Annotated in this window: 20 protein-coding genes; 9 read left to right on the forward strand and 11 right to left on the reverse strand. The window is 69.7% G+C overall.

The genetic code is table 11. From position 1 onward, the window contains the following. Positions 1–69: 69 nt before the first annotated feature. The 3 genes from FKV25_RS09590 to FKV25_RS09600 all read right to left on the reverse strand — a co-directional run bounded on the left by FKV25_RS09590 (position 70) and on the right by FKV25_RS09600 (position 2179). Positions 70–537, reverse strand: a complete 468-nt coding sequence (locus tag FKV25_RS09590) for a carboxymuconolactone decarboxylase family protein (RefSeq protein WP_141518580.1) — start codon at positions 535–537, stop codon at positions 70–72. Between the two features lie 96 nt (positions 538–633). Then, positions 634–1497 carry an RNA polymerase sigma-70 factor gene (locus FKV25_RS09595; RefSeq protein WP_141518581.1) on the reverse strand — a complete coding sequence of 288 codons (864 nt, stop codon included), beginning with the start codon at positions 1495–1497 and terminating at the stop codon, positions 634–636. Positions 1498–1546: 49 nt separating this feature from the next. After that, positions 1547–2179, reverse strand: coding sequence for a trimeric intracellular cation channel family protein (locus tag FKV25_RS09600; RefSeq protein WP_141518582.1), 633 nt, complete (start codon positions 2177–2179; stop codon positions 1547–1549). A gap of 108 nt (positions 2180–2287) precedes the next feature. On the opposite strand from FKV25_RS09600, the gene FKV25_RS09605 reads away from it, so the two are divergent. Continuing rightward, a complete protein-coding gene (locus FKV25_RS09605; RefSeq protein WP_246072035.1) occupies positions 2288–3871 on the forward strand; it encodes a fumarate hydratase in 1584 nt (527 codons plus the stop codon). Next, on the forward strand, positions 3868–4503 hold the full coding sequence (locus FKV25_RS09610) for a glutathione S-transferase family protein (RefSeq protein ID WP_141518583.1): 636 nt from the start codon (positions 3868–3870) through the stop codon (positions 4501–4503). Before FKV25_RS09605 ends, FKV25_RS09610 begins: the two co-directional genes overlap by 4 nt. An 8-nt stretch (positions 4504–4511) precedes the next feature. On the opposite strand, the gene FKV25_RS09615 is transcribed toward FKV25_RS09610, so the two are convergent. The 3 genes from FKV25_RS09615 to FKV25_RS09625 form a co-directional block, all read right to left on the reverse strand. After that, a complete protein-coding gene (locus FKV25_RS09615) occupies positions 4512–5468 on the reverse strand; it encodes a patatin-like phospholipase family protein (protein WP_141518584.1) in 957 nt (318 codons plus the stop codon). Between the two features lie 83 nt (positions 5469–5551). Then, positions 5552–6700: a phospholipase A gene (locus tag FKV25_RS09620; protein WP_141518585.1), complete on the reverse strand. Its 1149-nt coding sequence runs from the start codon at positions 6698–6700 to the stop codon at positions 5552–5554. Between the two features lie 36 nt (positions 6701–6736). After that, a complete protein-coding gene (locus FKV25_RS09625) occupies positions 6737–7222 on the reverse strand; it encodes a DUF456 domain-containing protein (RefSeq protein ID WP_141518586.1) in 486 nt (161 codons plus the stop codon). 228 nt (positions 7223–7450) lie between these two features. Between FKV25_RS09625 and FKV25_RS09630 the strand changes: the two genes are divergently transcribed. Beyond that, positions 7451–7660 (forward strand): cold-shock protein, encoded by a 210-nt coding sequence (locus FKV25_RS09630; RefSeq protein WP_141518587.1) that lies wholly within the window; start codon positions 7451–7453, stop codon positions 7658–7660. 155 nt (positions 7661–7815) lie between these two features. On the opposite strand, the gene FKV25_RS09635 is transcribed toward FKV25_RS09630, so the two are convergent. After that, on the reverse strand, positions 7816–8298 hold the full coding sequence (locus tag FKV25_RS09635; RefSeq protein ID WP_246072036.1) for a glycine zipper 2TM domain-containing protein: 483 nt from the start codon (positions 8296–8298) through the stop codon (positions 7816–7818). A 117-nt stretch (positions 8299–8415) separates the two neighbouring features. Next, complete coding sequence (locus FKV25_RS09640; protein WP_141518588.1) at positions 8416–8868, reverse strand: cytochrome c; 453 nt, start codon at positions 8866–8868, stop codon at positions 8416–8418. Positions 8869–8947: 79 nt separating this feature from the next. Between FKV25_RS09640 and FKV25_RS09645 the strand changes: the two genes are divergently transcribed. Continuing rightward, positions 8948–9799, forward strand: a complete 852-nt coding sequence (locus tag FKV25_RS09645; RefSeq protein WP_246072037.1) for a tRNA threonylcarbamoyladenosine dehydratase — start codon at positions 8948–8950, stop codon at positions 9797–9799. A 15-nt stretch (positions 9800–9814) separates the two neighbouring features. Here the strand turns inward: FKV25_RS09645 and FKV25_RS09650 are convergent, their stop codons facing one another. Further along, positions 9815–10579 carry a TatD family hydrolase gene (locus FKV25_RS09650; protein WP_141518595.1) on the reverse strand — a complete coding sequence of 255 codons (765 nt, stop codon included), beginning with the start codon at positions 10577–10579 and terminating at the stop codon, positions 9815–9817. 16 nt (positions 10580–10595) lie between these two features. Next, entirely contained in the window at positions 10596–10814 is a 219-nt protein-coding gene (locus tag FKV25_RS09655; protein WP_425462622.1) for a DUF6116 family protein, read from the reverse strand. A gap of 176 nt (positions 10815–10990) precedes the next feature. Between FKV25_RS09655 and FKV25_RS09660 the strand changes: the two genes are divergently transcribed. From FKV25_RS09660 to FKV25_RS09680, 5 genes are all read left to right on the forward strand, one after another. Beyond that, positions 10991–11791, forward strand: coding sequence for a glycine zipper 2TM domain-containing protein (locus tag FKV25_RS09660; protein ID WP_170218605.1), 801 nt, complete (start codon positions 10991–10993; stop codon positions 11789–11791). A 184-nt stretch (positions 11792–11975) separates the two neighbouring features. Next, positions 11976–13139, forward strand: coding sequence for an acyl-CoA dehydrogenase family protein (locus FKV25_RS09665; RefSeq protein ID WP_141518598.1), 1164 nt, complete (start codon positions 11976–11978; stop codon positions 13137–13139). Positions 13140–13185: 46 nt separating this feature from the next. Beyond that, on the forward strand, positions 13186–13746 hold the full coding sequence (locus FKV25_RS09670) for a GNAT family N-acetyltransferase (RefSeq protein ID WP_246072038.1): 561 nt from the start codon (positions 13186–13188) through the stop codon (positions 13744–13746). Next, positions 13746–14393, forward strand: coding sequence for a glutathione S-transferase family protein (locus FKV25_RS09675; protein ID WP_211345408.1), 648 nt, complete (start codon positions 13746–13748; stop codon positions 14391–14393). Before FKV25_RS09670 ends, FKV25_RS09675 begins: the two co-directional genes overlap by 1 nt. A 50-nt stretch (positions 14394–14443) precedes the next feature. Further along, a complete protein-coding gene (locus FKV25_RS09680; RefSeq protein ID WP_141518592.1) occupies positions 14444–16714 on the forward strand; it encodes a thiamine pyrophosphate-dependent enzyme in 2271 nt (756 codons plus the stop codon). Between the two features lie 13 nt (positions 16715–16727). On the opposite strand, the gene ygfZ is transcribed toward FKV25_RS09680, so the two are convergent. Continuing rightward, the coding region (gene ygfZ / locus FKV25_RS16480) for a CAF17-like 4Fe-4S cluster assembly/insertion protein YgfZ (RefSeq protein WP_246072039.1) at positions 16728–17133 on the reverse strand (406 nt) is incomplete at its 5' end.

Here is a 17133-nt window from a genome sequence, read left to right on the forward strand (position 1 = left end):
CGGGAGTGTACGCGTTCGGCGACGACGGCCGGCGCCGGGTGCCGGCCGTCGTTCCTCCGGTCCTGCGGCTCAGGCTGCGGCGGCGACGTACGGCGTCTCGGGCAGGGGCCGGCGCAGGCCGACGTTGAGCATGTTCCAGGCCCGGATGGCCGCGACCGCGAAGCTCAGCTCACTGACCTCGCGCGCATCGAACTCGGCCTGAAGCGCCTCGAGCGCGCCCTCGGGAACCGCTTGGCAGCCCAGCGCATTGAGTGCCTCGGCCCAGGCGAGCGCGGCACGTTCGCGCGCATCGAACAACGGCGACTCGCGCCATGCCGCCACGGTATCGAGCTTGCGTTGGGCGACACCCGAGCGGCGCAGCGCTTCGGCATGCATGTCCAGGCAGAACACGCAGCCATTGAGCTGGGACACGCGCAGCGACACCAGTTCCACCAGTCGTGGCCCCAGCGGGCCCTTGTAGAGCTGTGCGCTGAGCTGGGCCAGCTGCTGGAACGCGCGCGGTGCGTGCGTGGCGTAGTCGACGGGGGCATTGTCCATGGGGTTCGTCCTCTTCGCATTGCGGCCGGGATGGCCGTTCCAGGTCAAGGACGTGGCGCGACGCTTGCGCGTGACACTGCGCGGACGCCGCCTTGCTCAGTTCGCCCGCCAGTGGCGCAGCTTGACGGGGTTCAGGACGGTGAATATGCCGTCGATGCGGCCCTCGCGGAGGGTGATCGTGGTGACCGACTCCAGCCGGCCCTCGCGCGTGCGGATGATGGCCGGTTCGCCATTGACCGTGCCGATCGTGGCGTGGATCTCCTGGCCGACCCTGCGCGCGACCGCGGCGTAGAGCCGGCCGATGCGCTCGGCGCCGAACAGGGGCCGGATGGCCGCCGTGACCTTGCCGCCGCCGTCGGAGACCAGGCGCGCGTTCGCGTCGAGCAGGCGCACGATGGCGGATTCGTCGCCGGTCTGGGCGGCCTGCATGAAGCGCGTGAGCAGTTCGCGATGGCGATCGCGGTGGACTTCGAAGCGCGGGCGTCCCGCCTGCAGGCGCCCACGTGCGCGATGCACCATCTGCCGGCAGTTGGCCACGCTGTGCCCCAGGAGCGCCGCGATCTGCTCGTAGTCATGGTCGAAGGCTTCCTTCAGCAGGAAGGCCGCGCGTTCCTCGGGTCCCAGCCGCTCGAGAAGGGCCAGGAAGGCCAGCGACACCTGGTCGGCGATCTCGGCGCCGGCCTCGGGCGTGGCGGATGCATCCACGTCCACGGGTTCGGGCAGCCAGGGGCCCGGGTAGGCGTCGCGTTCGTGCCGGAGCCTGCGCAGGCGGTCGATCCCCAGCCGCGTGGTCGCGGTGACCAGCCAGGCTTCCGGGTCGCGGACGGCGTCCCGTTCCGCCTGCGACCACCGCAGCCAGGCGTCCTGGACCACGTCCTCGGCGTCGCCGCGGCTGCCGAGCAGCCGGTAGGCCAGCGCGAACAGGCGTGGGCGGTGGTGCTGGAAAATGTCGATGGTCATGTGGGGCAGGACGGGGCAGGGCGCGTGCGCGTGACAGTGCGGGACCGGTTCAGGCGGCATCGTCCCCGGGCGGGGCCTGCAGGGCCTTGGGCAAGTGCCAGCCGTAGCGCAGCGCCGCCAGCCGCAGGGAGAAGCACAGCGCGACGCCCGCGACGGTCACCGGCACCGGGGGCAGATGCAGCACGCTCCCGACCGCCACCACGCTGGCGCCGGCCAGTGCCGCGATCGCGTAGAGCTCGGCATGCAGGACCAGCGGCACCCGGGCCAGCAGGACGTCGCGCAGCATGCCCCCGCCGATCCCGCTCAGCATGCCCAGGCAGGGCGCCATCAGCGGCCCGATCCCCGCGCCGAGCGCCTTGTCGGTGCCGGCGACGGCGAACACCGCCAGGCCCAGGGCGTCGAACACGCGCACCGGCTGGTGCAGGCGCTCGATCCAGGGGCTCCAGGCGAAGGCGATCAGGCCGGCGCTGATCCAGATGGCCGGGTAGCGCCAGTCGTGCAGCGCGGCGGGCGGGGTGGCGCCGATCAGCAGGTCGCGCAGGATGCCGCCGGCGCTGGCGGTGGCGAAGGCCAGCACCAGCACCCCGAACAGGTCCAGGCGGTGGCGCACGCCGAGCATGGCGCCGCTGAGCGCGAACACGAAGGTGCCGATCAGGTCGAGATGGAGGATGAGGCTTTGCATTGGGGGCGTCCGCGGCGACGGGTCCGTCCCGGCCCGGGCCGGGGCGCACCGCGCACTATACCGGCCGCGTCCGGCGCGGCTGCGTGCGGCGGGGCCGGGCAGTAGAATATGGCCCCCACCGCCAAGCCAGCCGATGCCGTGACCGCCAGCCAGCCCGCTTCCCGGACGCCTGTTTCGATCAAGCAGGATGATTTCATCCAGTCCGTCGCCGACGCCCTGCAGTACATCAGCTACTACCACCCGGTCGATTACATCCGGAACCTCGCCGCGGCCCATGAGCGCGAGGCCTCGCCGGCGGCGAAGGACGCGATGGCGCAGATCCTGATCAATTCGCGGCTGTGCGCCGAGGGCCACCGGCCGATCTGCCAGGACACCGGCATCGTCACCGTGTTCCTCGAGATCGGCATGGACGTGCGCTGGGACGACGCCACCATGGGCGTGGAGGACATGGTCCACGAAGGCGTCCGTCGCGCCTACAACCATCCCGACAACAAGCTGCGTGCCAGCGTCCTGGCCGATCCGGCGGGCAAGCGCGCCAATACCCGGGACAACACGCCGGGCGTCGTCAACGTGAAGATCGTGCCGGGCAACACCGTCGACGTCATCGTCGCGGCCAAGGGCGGCGGCTCGGAAGCGAAGTCGAAGTTCGCCATGCTCAATCCCTCCGATTCGATCGTCGACTGGGTGCTGCGCACCGTCCCGACGATGGGCGCCGGCTGGTGCCCCCCCGGCATGCTCGGGATTGGTATCGGCGGCACCGCCGAGAAGGCCATGCTGCTGGCCAAGGAGTCGCTGATGGAGCCGATCGACATCACCGACCTGCAGGCGCGCGGGCCGTCGAACCGCGCCGAGGAACTGCGCCTGGAGCTGTACGAGAAGGTCAATGCGCTGGGTATCGGCGCCCAGGGCCTGGGAGGGCTGACCACGGTGCTCGACATCAAGGTCAAGGACTACCCCACGCACGCGGCGAACCTGCCGGTGGCGATGATCCCCAACTGCGCCGCCACCCGCCACGCCCACTTCACCCTCGACGGCAGCGGCCCGGTCACGCTCGATCCGCCCTCGCTGGAGGACTGGCCCGAGCTGACCTACGACGCCAGCAAGGGACGCCGGGTCGACCTCGATGCCATCACGCCGGACGAGGTCGCCAGCTGGAAGCCCGGTGAGGTGCTGTTGCTCAACGGCAAGCTGCTGACCGGGCGCGACGCGGCGCACAAGCGCATCGTCTCGATGCTCGACAAGGGCGAGCCGCTGCCGGTCGATTTCAAGGGACGCTTCATCTACTACGTCGGGCCCGTTGATCCGGTCCGCGACGAAGTGGTGGGTCCCGCCGGTCCCACCACCGCGACACGCATGGACAAGTTCACCGAGCAGGTGCTCGAACAGACCGGCCTGCTGGGCATGGTCGGCAAGGCCGAGCGCGGCCCGGTCGCGATCGAGGCGATCCGCAAGCACCGCTCGGCCTACCTGATGGCGGTCGGCGGGGCGGCCTACCTGGTGTCGAAGGCGATCAAGGCCGCGCGCGTCGTCGCCTTCGAGGACCTAGGCATGGAGGCGATCTACGAGTTCACCGTGCAGGACATGCCGGTGACGGTGGCGGTCGACAGCCAGGGCGAGTCGGTGCACCGCACCGGGCCGCGCGAGTGGCAGGCGCGCATCGGCAAGATCCCGGTCGTGGTGGAGCCGGCATGAGCGTCGTCCTCCACGGCTCGCGCAGCACCGCCTCGCTGGTCGTCCACTGGTTGCTGATCGAGCTGGGCGTCGAGCACGAACTGGTGCTGCTTGACTTTGACAAGCGCGAACACAAGACCGCGGACTACCTCGCGCTCAATCCGCAGGGCCGCGTGCCCACCCTGGTCATCGACGGACAGGTGCTGACCGAATCGGCGGCCATCGCGATGCACCTGGCCGACCTGTATCCCGGTGCCGGGCTGGCGCCGCCAACCGGCACGCCGGCGCGCGCGGACTACTACCGCTGGATGTGCTTCGCGGTCTACACCCTCATGCCGGCCTACCGGGCGTGGTTCTATGCCGACGAGGCAGCCGGGGCGGAGAACGCGGACGCGGTGCGCGAGCGTGCGCGCGCGGCGATCGAATCGGCATGGGAACAGGTCGATTCGCACCTGCGCGCCCGCCGGCCCTACCTGCTCGGCACGTCGATGAGCGCGGTCGACTTCGTGTTCACGATGCTGATGCGCTGGTCGCGGAACATGCCGCGGCCGAGCGACGACTGGCCGGCGTTGCGCGCGCTGGCGCGGCGGATGAAGGACCTGCCTTCCTTCCGCGAGGTGTACCGGCGCGAAGGCCTGGAGGACTGGACCTAGGCCCAGGTTCAGAGCTGTTCGGCGATGCGGCCAAGCAGGCTGCGCGTCGCGGGCTGGAGGAGGTACCGGGTGGCCATCGCCTCGAGTGCGGCGATGTTGGTGTCGCTGACGTCGTCCAGGTCGTCCAGTCCCGGGGTGAGCTGCGACTGCAGGCGGAAATAGCCATCGCCGACGATGTGGCGGGCGATGTAGTCGACCGAATCGGTGTTGCCGTCAAACAGCACGTCGATGATCGGCGTCGCCCATTCCAGCGCGCCCCATTCGCGCGCCGACTTCAGGTCGATGGGCCGGTTGCGCTCGCCGGTGCCGACCGAGACCACGCGCAGGTCGTGGGCGTTGTCCACCCGCTGGTCCTTGCGCAGCGCCTCGGCGATCGCGCAGGCGGTGGGGTTGTTGGCGACCACGCCGCCGTCGATGAGGGCGCGCTTGCGCCCCTCGACCACCATGCCATGCGCGGGAAAGTAGGTCGGCGCGGCACTGGAGGCGCGACAGACTTCCCACATCGGCAGGTCGGCGTGCTCGGGCTTGAAGCTCTTGAACACCACCGGCACGCGCGCGATCGTGTCGTAGCTGGTGATCAGCAGCGGCAGCTTCGCCTCGCCCAGGGTCGTGGTGCCGAACACCTTGCGCAGGACCTTCTCCAGCCCCTTGGCGTCGTAGCGCGGCGCCGAAACGCCCTGGGTGAACAGGCGACCGGCCCGTGACCACAGGCGACCGGCCATGCCGGGGAAGATGACGTGGCGTTCCTTGCGGTACCAGTCCGCCAGCTGCGCGGGTGACAGGCCGACGGCCAGGCCGCAGGCCATCAGCGCGCCGGTCGAGCTGCCGGCGATCAGGTCGACGTGCTTGACCAGGCCTGGCTTGCCGGCACGGGCGAGGGCATCCTCGATGCCCGACAGCCAGATGCAGCCGACCAGGCCGCGGATGCCGCCTCCGTCGAGGGAAAGGATGCGTCGCATCTTCATGCCGGTTCCTCCTTGTTGGGCCACGGGGGCCGCATCTCCTTTCGACGGACCGACCTTCCCACCGACCGGGTCGCGTCGACCGCTCAGTACCACTCCAGCATGGACACGCCCAGGCCGATGTAGGTCGCGCGATGGTTGTAGTCGATCAGGCTTTCGCCATAGCCATCGAACACCTGCAGGTGCCCGCGCAGGTTGTTGTGGATCGGGAATCCCCAGTCGAACTGCAGCGAACCATGCGAGCGGTCGCCCCCGCGCAATGAATGTCGTGCGGTCAGCGAGAACTGGTGGCCGCCGCGCACGTGGACCAGGGTGGCGTCGCCGCGGCCGACGTAGTCCTCGATGTCGGCGTTGTTGTCGTCCGCGGCGTCTTCGTCCACGCGCCACCAGGGTCGCAGCACCAGCGACCAGTTGTCGCGATCCAGGCCGACGGTGCCGACGACGCGGTTCCAGCTGCGGGAGATCGGATCGGCACGGCCATTGGACTGGTGGTTGAGGCTGATGCCCGCCATGCGCCCGTTCCAGCCCAGCAGGCTGTAGTTGTTGCGGAACATCAACGTCACTTCGGGCTCGTAGTTGGTTTCCCGGAACGGTCGCGAGATGTCGCTGTTGTAGACCTGCCAGCGCGAACTCTGGGTGTAGCCCAGCCACAGGTCGCCGTTGTCGCCGAAGATGTTCTCCCAGGCCTTCATCTTGAAGCTCAGCTGGAACTTCGCTTCCAGCGCGTCCAGGCCGATCGGCTGGGTGACGGTGTTGTTGGGGTTGGGCGAGCTGGGCGTGTCGTTGACGTCGCTGGTCCAGAACGCGGGCAGCAGGTAGGTGGGTTTGTAGGCGCGGAAGTTGAAGATGCCCAGCTTGGAGTCGCGGGCCAGCTCCCAGCGGCTGTCGAGCAGGGACCCCTTGCCGGCGTTGGCGATCGCGCGATCGAGCGGGTCGTCGTTCGGGTACAGCTCGCCGCCCGCGCCCATCGCCGGCACCGCCTCGGGCGCGACCGCCTCGCCGACCTCGAGGTTTTCCTGGATCGCCTTGGCCTCGCGCGCGGCGATGTCCGCATCCTTGGGCGCGCGCGCGCCGCGCCCGAGGCTGCGGTCGTAGCAGGCGAGCCGGTCGGCGTCGGCCACGATCGACACGCAGGCTTCCGGCGTCGCGACATCCGGATCCGACTGGGCCAGCACCGGCAGCGGCAGGGCGAACGCGAGCAGGACGGGGGCGGCGGGCAGGGGCAGGCGTGGCATGGGCAACTTCCGGGTCGGTCGGGAAACGGGGGCGCGTCAGAAGAAGAGCGCGGCGACGAACAGTCCGAGCATGGTAAAGGCGAGCCCGAGCTTGAACACGGTGCCGACGATGATGCCGACCCAGGTGCCGATGCCGACGCGGGTGGACTGGCCCATCTGCCGGGTATGCAGGAATTCGCCGAGGACGGCGCCCACGAAGGGCCCGACGAAGATGCCGATCAGTCCGAAGAACAGGCCCGCGAACGTGCCGATCACCGCGCCCGCGATCGCGAGCCGGCTGGCGCCCACCCGCTTGGCGCCCATCGCGGTGGCGGCGAAGTCGACGACCAGCGACAGCACCGTCAGGATCGCCAGGCACAGCAGGGGCAGCCAGCCCACGTGGGCGAAGTCCCCGGCCCAGGCCGCCAGCAGCATGCCGACGAATACCAGCGGAATCCCGGGCAGTGCCGGCAGTACCGTGCCGGCGATGCCGACGAGGATCATGATCGCGGCAAGCGCGTAATACAGATTCTGGATATCCAAGGGCCGGGTGTCCTGTCGGGCGGGGTATTGGCGGGGCCGGGATGGCCCGATTGCATTTTCACATTGTGCGGGGTAATTTGCCGATGCTGCGTTTGCTAGGGTCACCGTGAATCGTGGCCCGATGCGGTTGATCCAATGATCCGCTACATCGTTGCACCTCGCTTCCTCCTTGCAACCAGCACTTCGCAACCGCGATGTCCCCGTCAACGTTCCAAGGAGCAAGTCAAAATGTCCGACCGCGAAACCGGTACCGTCAAGTGGTTCAACGATGCCAAGGGCTTCGGCTTCATCAGCCGTGAGAACGGCGAAGACGTGTTCGTGCACTTCCGCGCCATCCAGACCCAGGGCTTCAAGAGCCTGCAGGAGGGCCAGAAGGTCTCGTTCACCGTCGTCCAGGGCCAGAAGGGCCTGCAGGCCGACGCCGTCGAGCCGCTGTAAATCCAGGTCGTCCCGTCGCGGCGCCGCCCGCGAATCAGGATGCAAGAGAAACCCGGCCACTGGCCGGGTTTCTTTTTGGGCCGCTGGCAGGCCCGTTGCGGACTCCACCGCGATCGCGCTCCCCGCGGCGCATGGGAGCGCGTCGCGAGGATGCGTCAGCTGCCGATGATGCGGCCGTTGCTGACGCGGACCTGCTCGCCCACCTGCAGGCCGACGACGTTGTTCATGTTGATGCGGTTGGTGCGGCCGTCGCTCATGCGGACATAGACCTCGTACTTGGTCTGGACCGAGTTCTGCACGGCGTTGCCGGCGACCGCGCCCGCGGCCGCACCGGCCACGGTGGCGGTGTTCTGGCGCCCCTTGCTCTCGTCTTCGGCCAGTTCGCGGCCGGCGACCGCGCCGACCAGACCGCCCAGGATCGCGCCGGTGGCATTGGGGGCGGTACCGGTCTCGATGGGATCGATGCGGGTGATCACGCCGCAGTCGGCGCAATTGGCCGGCTGCGAGCCGTAGCCGTAACCCGGCGAGGTGCTGCCGTAGCCCGCGCCGGCCGAACCGTATCCGGAAGTGGCGCAACCGGTCACGGCGAGCGCGCTCGCGGCCACCAGGCCGGCCATGCGAAGGTTGAATCGGTTCATGAGGGAATCTCCTGCGTCGGGTGGGGTGGTCTTCGTCGACCACGTGCAGCCCAAGCTAGGAAAGCGATCATGAATGCGTCGTCAACGCTTCGGGGAAGCGTTCAGCGGGATGACGGCTCAGCGAAAATCCTGGTGGCAGGCCTTGCACGCGCCGCCGACGTCGGCGACCAGCTGCTCCACGCCGGCGCAGTTGAGCGGCGGGCTGCCGAGCGCGGTATCCAGGGCGGCGCGCATGCCGCTCGCGGCCTTGACGAAGCGCTCGTCGTCGCGCAGGTCGGGGAAGGCCGGCTCAAGGTCGTTGGCCATCTCGCGCAGGGTCTTGATGTGCGGGATGGTGTCGGTGGCACTGCAACGGCTGTGCTCGACGTTGGAACGCAGCTGGGCCAGGTGCCACTGCTGGACCTGCATGACGCTGTCGGGGAAGTGGTCCTTGCGCGCCTGCAAGGCCCGCATCGCCATGACCGTCGCGATCGCGCCCAGCACCAGGCCGAGGATCAGCATGAAGAGGAACTTCTGCGCGTTGCCGGTCGGCTTCTTGGCCGCGGTGTCGTTGGGCTGGGGAGCGTTCATGGCCTGGCCTCGGGGAATGTTGTCGGCACGATATCACGGCGGCATGTGGCCACCGCGGGGAGGCCATAGAATGGCGCCCATGCAGACTCCCGATACCATCGCCGCACCCGCCGCCGGCGCCCCGGGCCTTGGGCTCGACGCCGGCTGGCTCGAACGCTTTGCCGGCATCGACCGGCTGTACGGCCGGGGGACGGTCGCGCATTTCTCGCGTTGCCGGGTCGCCGTCGTCGGCATGGGCGGCGTGGGTTCATGGGTCGCCGAGGCCCTGGCGCGGACCGGCATCGGCCACCTCACGCTGGTGGACGCGGACGACCTGTGCGTATCCAACACCAACCGACAGCTGCCGGCGCTCGCGGGCCAGTACGGGCGCAACAAGGTCGACGCGATGGCCGAACGCTGCCTGGCCATCAACCCGGCGATCTCGGTGGACCCGGTGCCGAGCTTCCTGACCGCGGGCAATGTCGCCGAGCTGCTGGCGCCGGGTTTCGACCTGGTGGTGGACGCCTGCGACAGCTTCCGCAGCAAGGTCGAGCTGATCGCCTGGTGCCGGCGGCGCAAGTTGCCGCTGGTGGTGGTGGGCTCGGCCGGTGGCCGTACCGACACGACGCTGGTGCGCGTGCGCGACCTGTCGCGCACCGAACACGACGCGATGCTGGCGCTGATCCGCAAGAAGCTGCGCGCCGAGTTCAATTTCCCGCGCAGCCCCTCGCGGTACTTCAGCGTCGCCGCGGTCTACTCGCTCGAGAACGTCCAGTACCCCCAGCCCGATGGCAGCGTGTGCGGGGTGAGGCCGAAGGTCGACGGTGAGGCGGGCTTCAAGCTCGACTGCGGCGGCGGCCTGGGCGCCGCCACCCACGTCACCGGCGCGTTCGCGTTCGCGGCCGTGGGCAAGGCGATCGAACTGCTGCGCAAGGCGCGGCCGGCCGGCTGACGCGGGGGCGTCGGGTCAGGCGGGCGGGAGACCGAACAGGCGTTCGGCGTTGCGGGCGGTGGCGCGGGCCAGTGCCTCGGGCGCCATCCCGCGCAGGTGCGCGATCGCCTCGACCACATGGGGCAGGCGCGCGGGTTCGTTGCGTTCGCCGCGGATGCCGGCATCGGGCTGGTCGGGCGCGTCGGTCTCGACCAGCAGGCTTTCGATGTCGACCTCGGCCGCGACGCGCCGCAGGCGCCGCGCGCGCTCGTGGGTGACCGGGCCGCCGAGGCCGATCATGAAGCCCATCCCGTGCAGGCGCTGGGCCTGGTCCAGGCTCCCGGAAAAGCTGTGGACGACGCCGCGCAGCGGGGCGAAGCGGCGGATCGCGGCCATCACCGCGTCCACGGCCTTGCGCGCGTGGATGATCAGCGGCAGGTCCAGGTCGCGCGCCAGGCGCAGCTGGCCCTCGAAATAGAAGGCCTGCGCTTCGGCATCGAAGCCCTCCACGAAGAAGTCCAGCCCGCACTCGCCGACGGCGACCGCCTTCTCGGTCTGCAGCCATCGCGCAAGGCGTTCGAGGTCGCCCGGCTCGTGGGCGTCCATGAACATCGGATGCAGGCCGTAGGCCGCGTACAGGCCCGGCGCGCGCCGGCAGGCGTCGCGCAGTCCGGCCCAGGATGCCGCCGTCACCGCCGGCACCACCTGCCGCGTCACGCCGGCCGCGCGCGCCCGCGCGATCACCGCGTCGCGGTCGGCATCGAAACGCGGCGCGTCCAGGTGGCAATGGCTGTCGACCAGCACCGCGTGGCCCCGCTCAGCGGCGGTCGGCGTCCAGGGTGACGCCGCGGTCCTTGCGCTTGCGCGACAGCAACAGGGTGGCCAGGCCCAGCAGCAGTTCGTCGGCGAAGGGCACCATGTCAGGCACGAACAGGTCGACGACGAACACCGCTGCCGTCACCAGGAACAGCTTCGGGTAGCTGAGCTTCTCGACGAAACGGAAGAGCGGGGAGAGCAGGGAGGTCGCCATCGTCATGCCGGTGATATCGGATTCTGTGGACGCTATCACAAGGATTCGTGGGCGGCTTTTTGCCTGCGTTCACATTTGGCCCTCGTCGGGCAAAAAAATAGGTGCTTGTTCAGCTTGGAAGTGGTCGAATCACCGTCAAGACGAAGTACGGGAATCATTCCCGTTCCTAATGGAGGCCCCTGATGAACAAGAGCATGTTGGCAGTTGCACTGGCGTCCCTGCTGGTAGGCGGCATCGCCGTCGCGGCGTACAACAGCTTCTCCGGCGACGACCGGGTGGAAGAGGTCTCGCTCGATGCCGAAGGTGCCGACAGCGGCCTGTTCGGCGATCGTGAGGACAATGCCATCGGTGGCGTGGAATACGCCGACGTGGTCGAGGTCCAGCCCGTCACCGAGAAGCAGCCGCTGTATGCCGCGGTCCTGAGCACCGACGCCGTTCGCGAGACCAGCTCCACCTCGACCCCGCGCGAAGTCTGCGAAGACGTCGTGGTGCAGGAGCGCCTGCCCGAGCGCGACGGCAACGTCGGCGGTACCGTGGCCGGCGCCATCATCGGCGGCGTGATCGGCAACCAGGTGGGCGGCGGCAACGGCCGCAAGGTCGCCACCGCGGCCGGCGCGGCGGCGGGCGGCTACATCGGCAACCGCGTCGACCGCAACCACGTCGGTGGGCAGGTCGTCGAGCGGACCGACCGCCAGTGCCGGACCGTGACCGACACGTCCAACACCAGCCGCGTCGTCGGTTATGACGTGACCTACAAGGCGCCCGACGGCAGCACCGGCACCAAGCGCCTGGACAGCAAGCCGGGCGAGCGCATCCTGCTCGGCGACGAGGAGACCGTCGTCGCTTATGACGTGACCTACCGCTACGACGGCCAGGAGGGCTCGGTGCGCATGGACGAGCGTCCCGGCGACCGCCTGCCGGTCATCGATGGCAAGGTCGTGACCCAGACCGCCGACGCCAGCGACCCCGTCGCGCGCGGCTGATCCGTCACCAGCGCTGCACCCCGAGGGGCCGGCCTGTCCGGCCCCTTTTCTTTGGGCCGGTCCCTCGCATCGACGCGGCGCTCCGTACCGTGCCGTATCACCGTCTGTCCGGGGCGTCGGCGTGGGGTGCCGCTCGCGCCGGGGCGCCGATACAATGCCGGTCCCCTTCCTTCGCGAGCGCACCATGGCCCTGCAGCCCTACGACCTGTTCGACGTCCGATCCCTGCTGACCGAGGAGGAGCGCGCGGTACAGGACACGGTGGCGCGCTTCACCGACGAGCGGGTGCTGCCGATCATCGGTGACGCCTTCGACCAGGCACGCTTCCCCCGGGAGCTCGTCGCGGAGATCGCGGAACTGGGCCTGCTGGGGTCCTCGCTGCCGGAAGAATACGGTTGCGCCGGCCTCAACGCCGTCAGTTACGGCCTGATCTGCCAGGAACTCGAGCGCGGCGACTCGGGCATCCGCAGCTTCGTTTCGGTGCAGTCCTCGCTGTGCATGTACCCCATCTACGCCTACGGCTCGGAGGAGCAGCGAAAGCGCTGGCTGCCCGACATGGCCGCGGGCAAGGTCATCGGCTGCTTCGGCCTGACCGAACCCCACGGCGGTTCCGACCCGGCCAACATGAAGACCCAGGCCAAGCGCGACGGCGACGACTGGATCCTCAACGGCTCCAAGATGTGGATCACCAACGGCAACCTGGCCGACATCGCGATCGTCTGGGCGCAGACGGAGGACGGCATCCAGGGCTTCGTCGTCGAGAAGGGCATGGCCGGGTTCGCCGCGCAGGAGATCAAGCACAAGATGAGCCTGCGCGCCTCGGTGACCAGCTCGTTGTTCTTCGACAACGTCCGCGTACCCGACGCCAACCGGCTGCCCAACGTCAAGGGCCTCAAGGGCCCGCTCGGCTGCCTGACGCAGGCACGCTACGGCATCACCTGGGGCCCGATCGGCGCGGCGATCGCCTGCCTGGACGAAGCGCTCAATTACTCAAAGGAGCGCATCCTGTTCGACCGGCCGGTCGCGGCCACGCAGAGCGCGCAGATCAAGCTCGCCGAGATGGCGCGGCGGATCACCCTGGCGCAGTTGCTCGTCCTGCAGCTGGGACGCCTCAAGGACTCGGGCACCATGCAGCCGCAGCAGGTGTCGCTGGCGAAGTGGAACAACTGCCGCATGGCCATCGACATCGCGCGCGAATGCCGCGACCTGCTCGGCGGCGCCGGCATCACCACCGAGCACTCGGCGATCCGCCACGCCCTGAACCTGGAGTCGGTGATCACCTACGAGGGCACCGAAACCGTTCACCAGCTGGTCATCGGCCGCGAGCTCACCGGCATCAGCGCGTTCTGACCGCGCGCGTCGGCGCGGCGGCACGCTTGGGATGGGAGGATTGGACGTGGCATTGGAGATTGGCGGCGCGCCGGTCATCGAGACCGGGCGCCTGGTCCTGCGCTTGCCGCAGGCCGGGGATTTCGAGCGCTATGCCGAGCTGTTCGGCGACGAGAGCGCCCGCCACATCGGCGGGCCGCTGTCGCGGGGCGACGCGTGGCGGCGCTTCCTGCAGATGCCCGGGGCCTGGATGCTCCAGGGCTTCGGGATGTTCTCGGTGGTCGAGAAGGCCAGCGGGCGCTGGGTCGGCCAGGCCGGGCCGTGGCAGCCTGACGGCTGGCCCGGCACCGAGGTCGGCTATGCCTTCCATCCCGATGCCCGTGGCCGTGGCTACGCGACCGAAGCCTGCGAGGCGGCGATCGACTGGGCCTTCGACACCCTGGGCTGGACCGAAGTGATCCACTGCATCGCCCCGGCGAACACCGCATCGCAGCAGGTCGCGGTTCGATTGGGGTCTACCCGCCTGGGCAAGGCGGCGCTGCCTCCGCCGCTGGACACGCACGAGGCCGACCTGTGGGGGCAGAGCCGCGAGGCCTGGCGCGCCCGCCGCGCGGAGTCGTCGCGGTGATCACCATCCACGGCTTCTCGCCCTCGGGCAACTGCCACAAGCTGCGCCTGTTGCTCACGCAGTTGGACCGCCCGTATCGCTGGGTCGAGACCGACAGCGCGAACGGGCAGACGCGCACGCCCGCCTACCTGGCGAAGAACCCCAATGGCAAGGTGCCGATGCTCGAGCTCGAGGACGGGCGCGTCCTCGTCGAGTCCAACGCCATCCTGCACTGGCTGGCGGACGGCACCGCGTTCCTGCCCGACGACCCGTGGCAGCGCGCGCAGGCACTGAGCTGGATGTTCTTCGAACAGTACAGCCATGAGCCCTATGTCGCCGTGGCACGCTTCATCTGCGGCTGGACCGAACTGGACTCGCCCCGGCGCGCCGAGCTTCCCGGGCTCCGCCGCCGCGCCCACGAGGCGCTTTCGGTGATGGAGCGGCACCTGGCCGGGCAGGACTGGTTCACCGGTCCGGCGTACGGGATCGCCGACATCGCCCTGCACGCGTATACCCACGTGGCGGGCGAGGGTGGCATCGCGCTGTCGCCGTACCCCGCCATCGAAGCCTGGTGCGATCGCGTGCGCGCGACGCCCGGTTTCGTCCCCATGCCCGCGCCCGACGCGCGTGCCGCCGAGCGTATCGCGCGCTCCCTGGCGGCCGGCTGACCCTTCGAATCCAAGTGCCCCGCGACCCGTGGGGCGGAGCCCATCCATCCATGTTCGCCACTGTTCCCGATCCGATACCCGCCCGCATGAAGGGCCTCAACCGTGCCGAGATCTGCGACGTCAACTTCACCGAGTTCGTGAAGGCCTGGCAGGGCCATCGCGATGCCGCGCCCGCGCCCGGCGAGGCGATCCTGCCCCACAGCGCACTCGACGCCCGGGGCTTTCGCGAGCTGTTCGAGTCGCAGCTGGTCAGCCGCCACCTGGACCTGATGGCACGCGTGCTGCGCGTGCAGAACAAGGTCTTCTACACCATCGGCTCGTCCGGCCACGAAGGCAACGCGATGGTCGCGCGGCTTGCGCGGCACACCGATCCGGCGTTCCTGCACTACCGCTCGGGCGGTTTCATGGCCGAGCGCTTCCGCAAGCTGCCGGGCATGGACCCGGTGATGGACTCGGCGCTGTCGTTCGCCGCCAGCAAGGACGACCCGGCCAGCGGCGGCCGCCACAAGGTCTGGGGCAGCAAGCCGCTGTGGGTGCTGCCGCAGACCTCGACCATCGCCTCGCACCTGCCCAAGGCCCTGGGCACCGCGATCGCGATCGAGGCCGGCCGCCGCCTCGGCCACGCCTTGCCGGTGCCGGACGACAGCATCGCGATCTGCTCCTTCGGCGACGCCTCGGCCAACCATGCCACCGCGCAGACGGCGTTCAATGCCGCGGCGTGGACCGCATACCAGAAGCTGCCCGCGCCGGTGCTGTTCGTCTGCGAGGACAACGGGATCGGCATCTCGGTCAAGACGCCCGGCGGCTGGATCGGCAACCGCTTCAGCCGCATGGACGGGCTGGACTACTTCGCCGCCGATGGCCTCGACCTGGCCGCGGGCTACGGCGACGTCCAGCGCGCCGTCGAGCATTGCCGGAAGACCCGCCGCCCCACTTTCCTGCACCTGCGCACCCAGCGGCTGATGGGCCACGCCGGCACCGACTTCGAGATCGAGTGGCGCTCGATCGACGAGTTGTGCCGGGTGGAGGCGGGCGATCCGCTGCTGCGCTCGGCGGCGATCGCGCTCGAGTCGGGCCTGATGTCGAAGGACGAGGTGCTGGCGCTGTACGAAGCCACCCGGCGGCGCTGCTTCGCCGCGGCCGGGGAAGCCGATCGCCGGCCCAAGCTCGAGCGCCTGGACGAGGTGGTCGCCCCGCTGGCCCCGTTCTCGCCGGCGGCGGTGATGGCCGAGGCGCGGCGGAAGGGCGAGCCCGAACGCCGCGAGGCCGTGTTCGGGGGCGAGTCGCGCCTGCCCGAACGGCAGGCGCCACGCCACATGGCGATCCAGATCAACAACGCCCTGCACGACGTCTTCGCCAAGTATCCCGAGACCTTGCTGTTCGGCGAGGACGTCGCGCAGAAGGGCGGCGTCTACACCGTCACCAAGGGCCTGCAGAAGGCCTTCGGTCCGCGCCGGGTGTTCAACACGCTGCTCGACGAGACGATGATCCTGGGCATGGCGCAGGGCTTCGCCAACATGGGCATGCTGCCGATCCCCGAGATCCAGTACCTGGCCTACTTCCACAACGCCTGCGACCAGATCCGCGGCGAGGCGGCCAGCCTGCAGTTCTTCAGCAACAACCAGTACGCCAACCCGATGGTCGTGCGCGTGGCCGGCCTGGGCTACCAGCGCGGCTTCGGCGGCCACTTCCACAACGACAACTCGATCACTGCGCTGCGCGACATCCCCGGCCTGGTGGTCGGCTGTCCCTCGCGCGGCGACGACGCGGCGACCATGCTGCGCACGCTGGTGGCGCTGTCGAAGGTCGACGGGCGGGTCTCGATCTTCCTCGAGCCGATCGCGCTGTACATGACCAAGGACCTGCATGAGCCCGGCGATGGCGGTTGGTTGACCGCGTACCCGCCGCCCGGCGAGGCGATGGTACTGGGCGAGGGCCGCGTGTATGGAGAAGGCCATGACGACCTGGTCGTGTTCACCTACGGCAACGGCGTCCCGATGAGCCTGCGCGCCGCGCGCACGATCGAGGCCGCGCACGGTTGGAAGTGCCGGGTGGTCGACCTGCGCTGGCTGGTGCCGCTCAACGTGGACTACATCCGCGAACAGGCGCGCAGCGCCAAGCGGATCCTGGTCGTCGACGAAGGGCGCCGCAGCGGCGGCGTGGGCGAGGGCATCGTCACGGCGATCATCGAGGGCGGTTTCGGCGCGCGTCCCTATGGACGTGTGGCCGGTGCGGACACCTTCACTCCGCTTGCCGGCGCTGCGTTCGCGGTCATTCCCTCGGAAGAAGCGATCGTCGAAGCGGCCGCCGCGCTGGCCTGATCGGGGCCGGGCGTCAGCGCCCGAGGCCGTCCCGCAGCGGCAGCGGTTCGAGCTCGAGCGTGCCCACGCGCACGCGCGGCGCCGGCCCGCCGTCCAGCGGCACCACGGCAAGGCAGGTCAGACCGTCACTGGATACCGAGACCACGGTGCCGGTCTCGCGTTCGCCATCGCCGACCGCGGCGCCGACGGCCACCGCCGTCCCGGCACGATACCCGGCCAGGCCGCGCTTGGCCTTGCCCAGGAAGTGGGTACGGGCCACGATCTCCTGGCCCGGGTAGCAGCCTTTCTTCACGCTGAAGGCGCGCAGTCGCTCGAGCGACAGCTGCTGCGGCGTCCACTGGCCCGACTGCGAGGCGTCCAGGCGCGGCAGGCCATGGGCCAGGTCGGCGTCGCGCCAGGCTGCCGTGGCGTCTCCGGCC

This window comes from Marilutibacter aestuarii, from assembly GCF_006546775.1.
Taxonomy (GTDB): domain Bacteria; phylum Pseudomonadota; class Gammaproteobacteria; order Xanthomonadales; family Xanthomonadaceae; genus Marilutibacter; species Marilutibacter aestuarii.

Bases quoted from the DNA above. Each gene is read 5' to 3' on its own strand.
- FKV25_RS09590 (WP_141518580.1), bottom strand. From the start codon at position 537: ATGGACAATGCCCCCGTCGACTACGCCACGCACGCACCGCGCGCGTTC.
- FKV25_RS09595 (WP_141518581.1), bottom strand. From the start codon at position 1,497: ATGACCATCGACATTTTCCAGCACCACCGCCCACGCCTGTTCGCGCTG.
- FKV25_RS09600 (WP_141518582.1), bottom strand. From the start codon at position 2,179: ATGCAAAGCCTCATCCTCCATCTCGACCTGATCGGCACCTTCGTGTTC.
- FKV25_RS09605 (WP_246072035.1), top strand. From the start codon at position 2,288: ATGGCCCCCACCGCCAAGCCAGCCGATGCCGTGACCGCCAGCCAGCCC.
- FKV25_RS09610 (WP_141518583.1), top strand. From the start codon at position 3,868: ATGAGCGTCGTCCTCCACGGCTCGCGCAGCACCGCCTCGCTGGTCGTC.
- FKV25_RS09615 (WP_141518584.1), bottom strand. From the start codon at position 5,468: ATGAAGATGCGACGCATCCTTTCCCTCGACGGAGGCGGCATCCGCGGC.
- FKV25_RS09620 (WP_141518585.1), bottom strand. From the start codon at position 6,700: ATGCCACGCCTGCCCCTGCCCGCCGCCCCCGTCCTGCTCGCGTTCGCC.
- FKV25_RS09630 (WP_141518587.1), top strand. From the start codon at position 7,451: ATGTCCGACCGCGAAACCGGTACCGTCAAGTGGTTCAACGATGCCAAG.
- FKV25_RS09635 (WP_246072036.1), bottom strand. From the start codon at position 8,298: ATGAACCGATTCAACCTTCGCATGGCCGGCCTGGTGGCCGCGAGCGCG.
- FKV25_RS09640 (WP_141518588.1), bottom strand. From the start codon at position 8,868: ATGAACGCTCCCCAGCCCAACGACACCGCGGCCAAGAAGCCGACCGGC.
- FKV25_RS09645 (WP_246072037.1), top strand. From the start codon at position 8,948: ATGCAGACTCCCGATACCATCGCCGCACCCGCCGCCGGCGCCCCGGGC.
- FKV25_RS09655 (WP_425462622.1), bottom strand. From the start codon at position 10,814: ATGACGATGGCGACCTCCCTGCTCTCCCCGCTCTTCCGTTTCGTCGAG.
- FKV25_RS09660 (WP_170218605.1), top strand. From the start codon at position 10,991: ATGAACAAGAGCATGTTGGCAGTTGCACTGGCGTCCCTGCTGGTAGGC.
- FKV25_RS09665 (WP_141518598.1), top strand. From the start codon at position 11,976: ATGGCCCTGCAGCCCTACGACCTGTTCGACGTCCGATCCCTGCTGACC.
- FKV25_RS09680 (WP_141518592.1), top strand. From the start codon at position 14,444: ATGTTCGCCACTGTTCCCGATCCGATACCCGCCCGCATGAAGGGCCTC.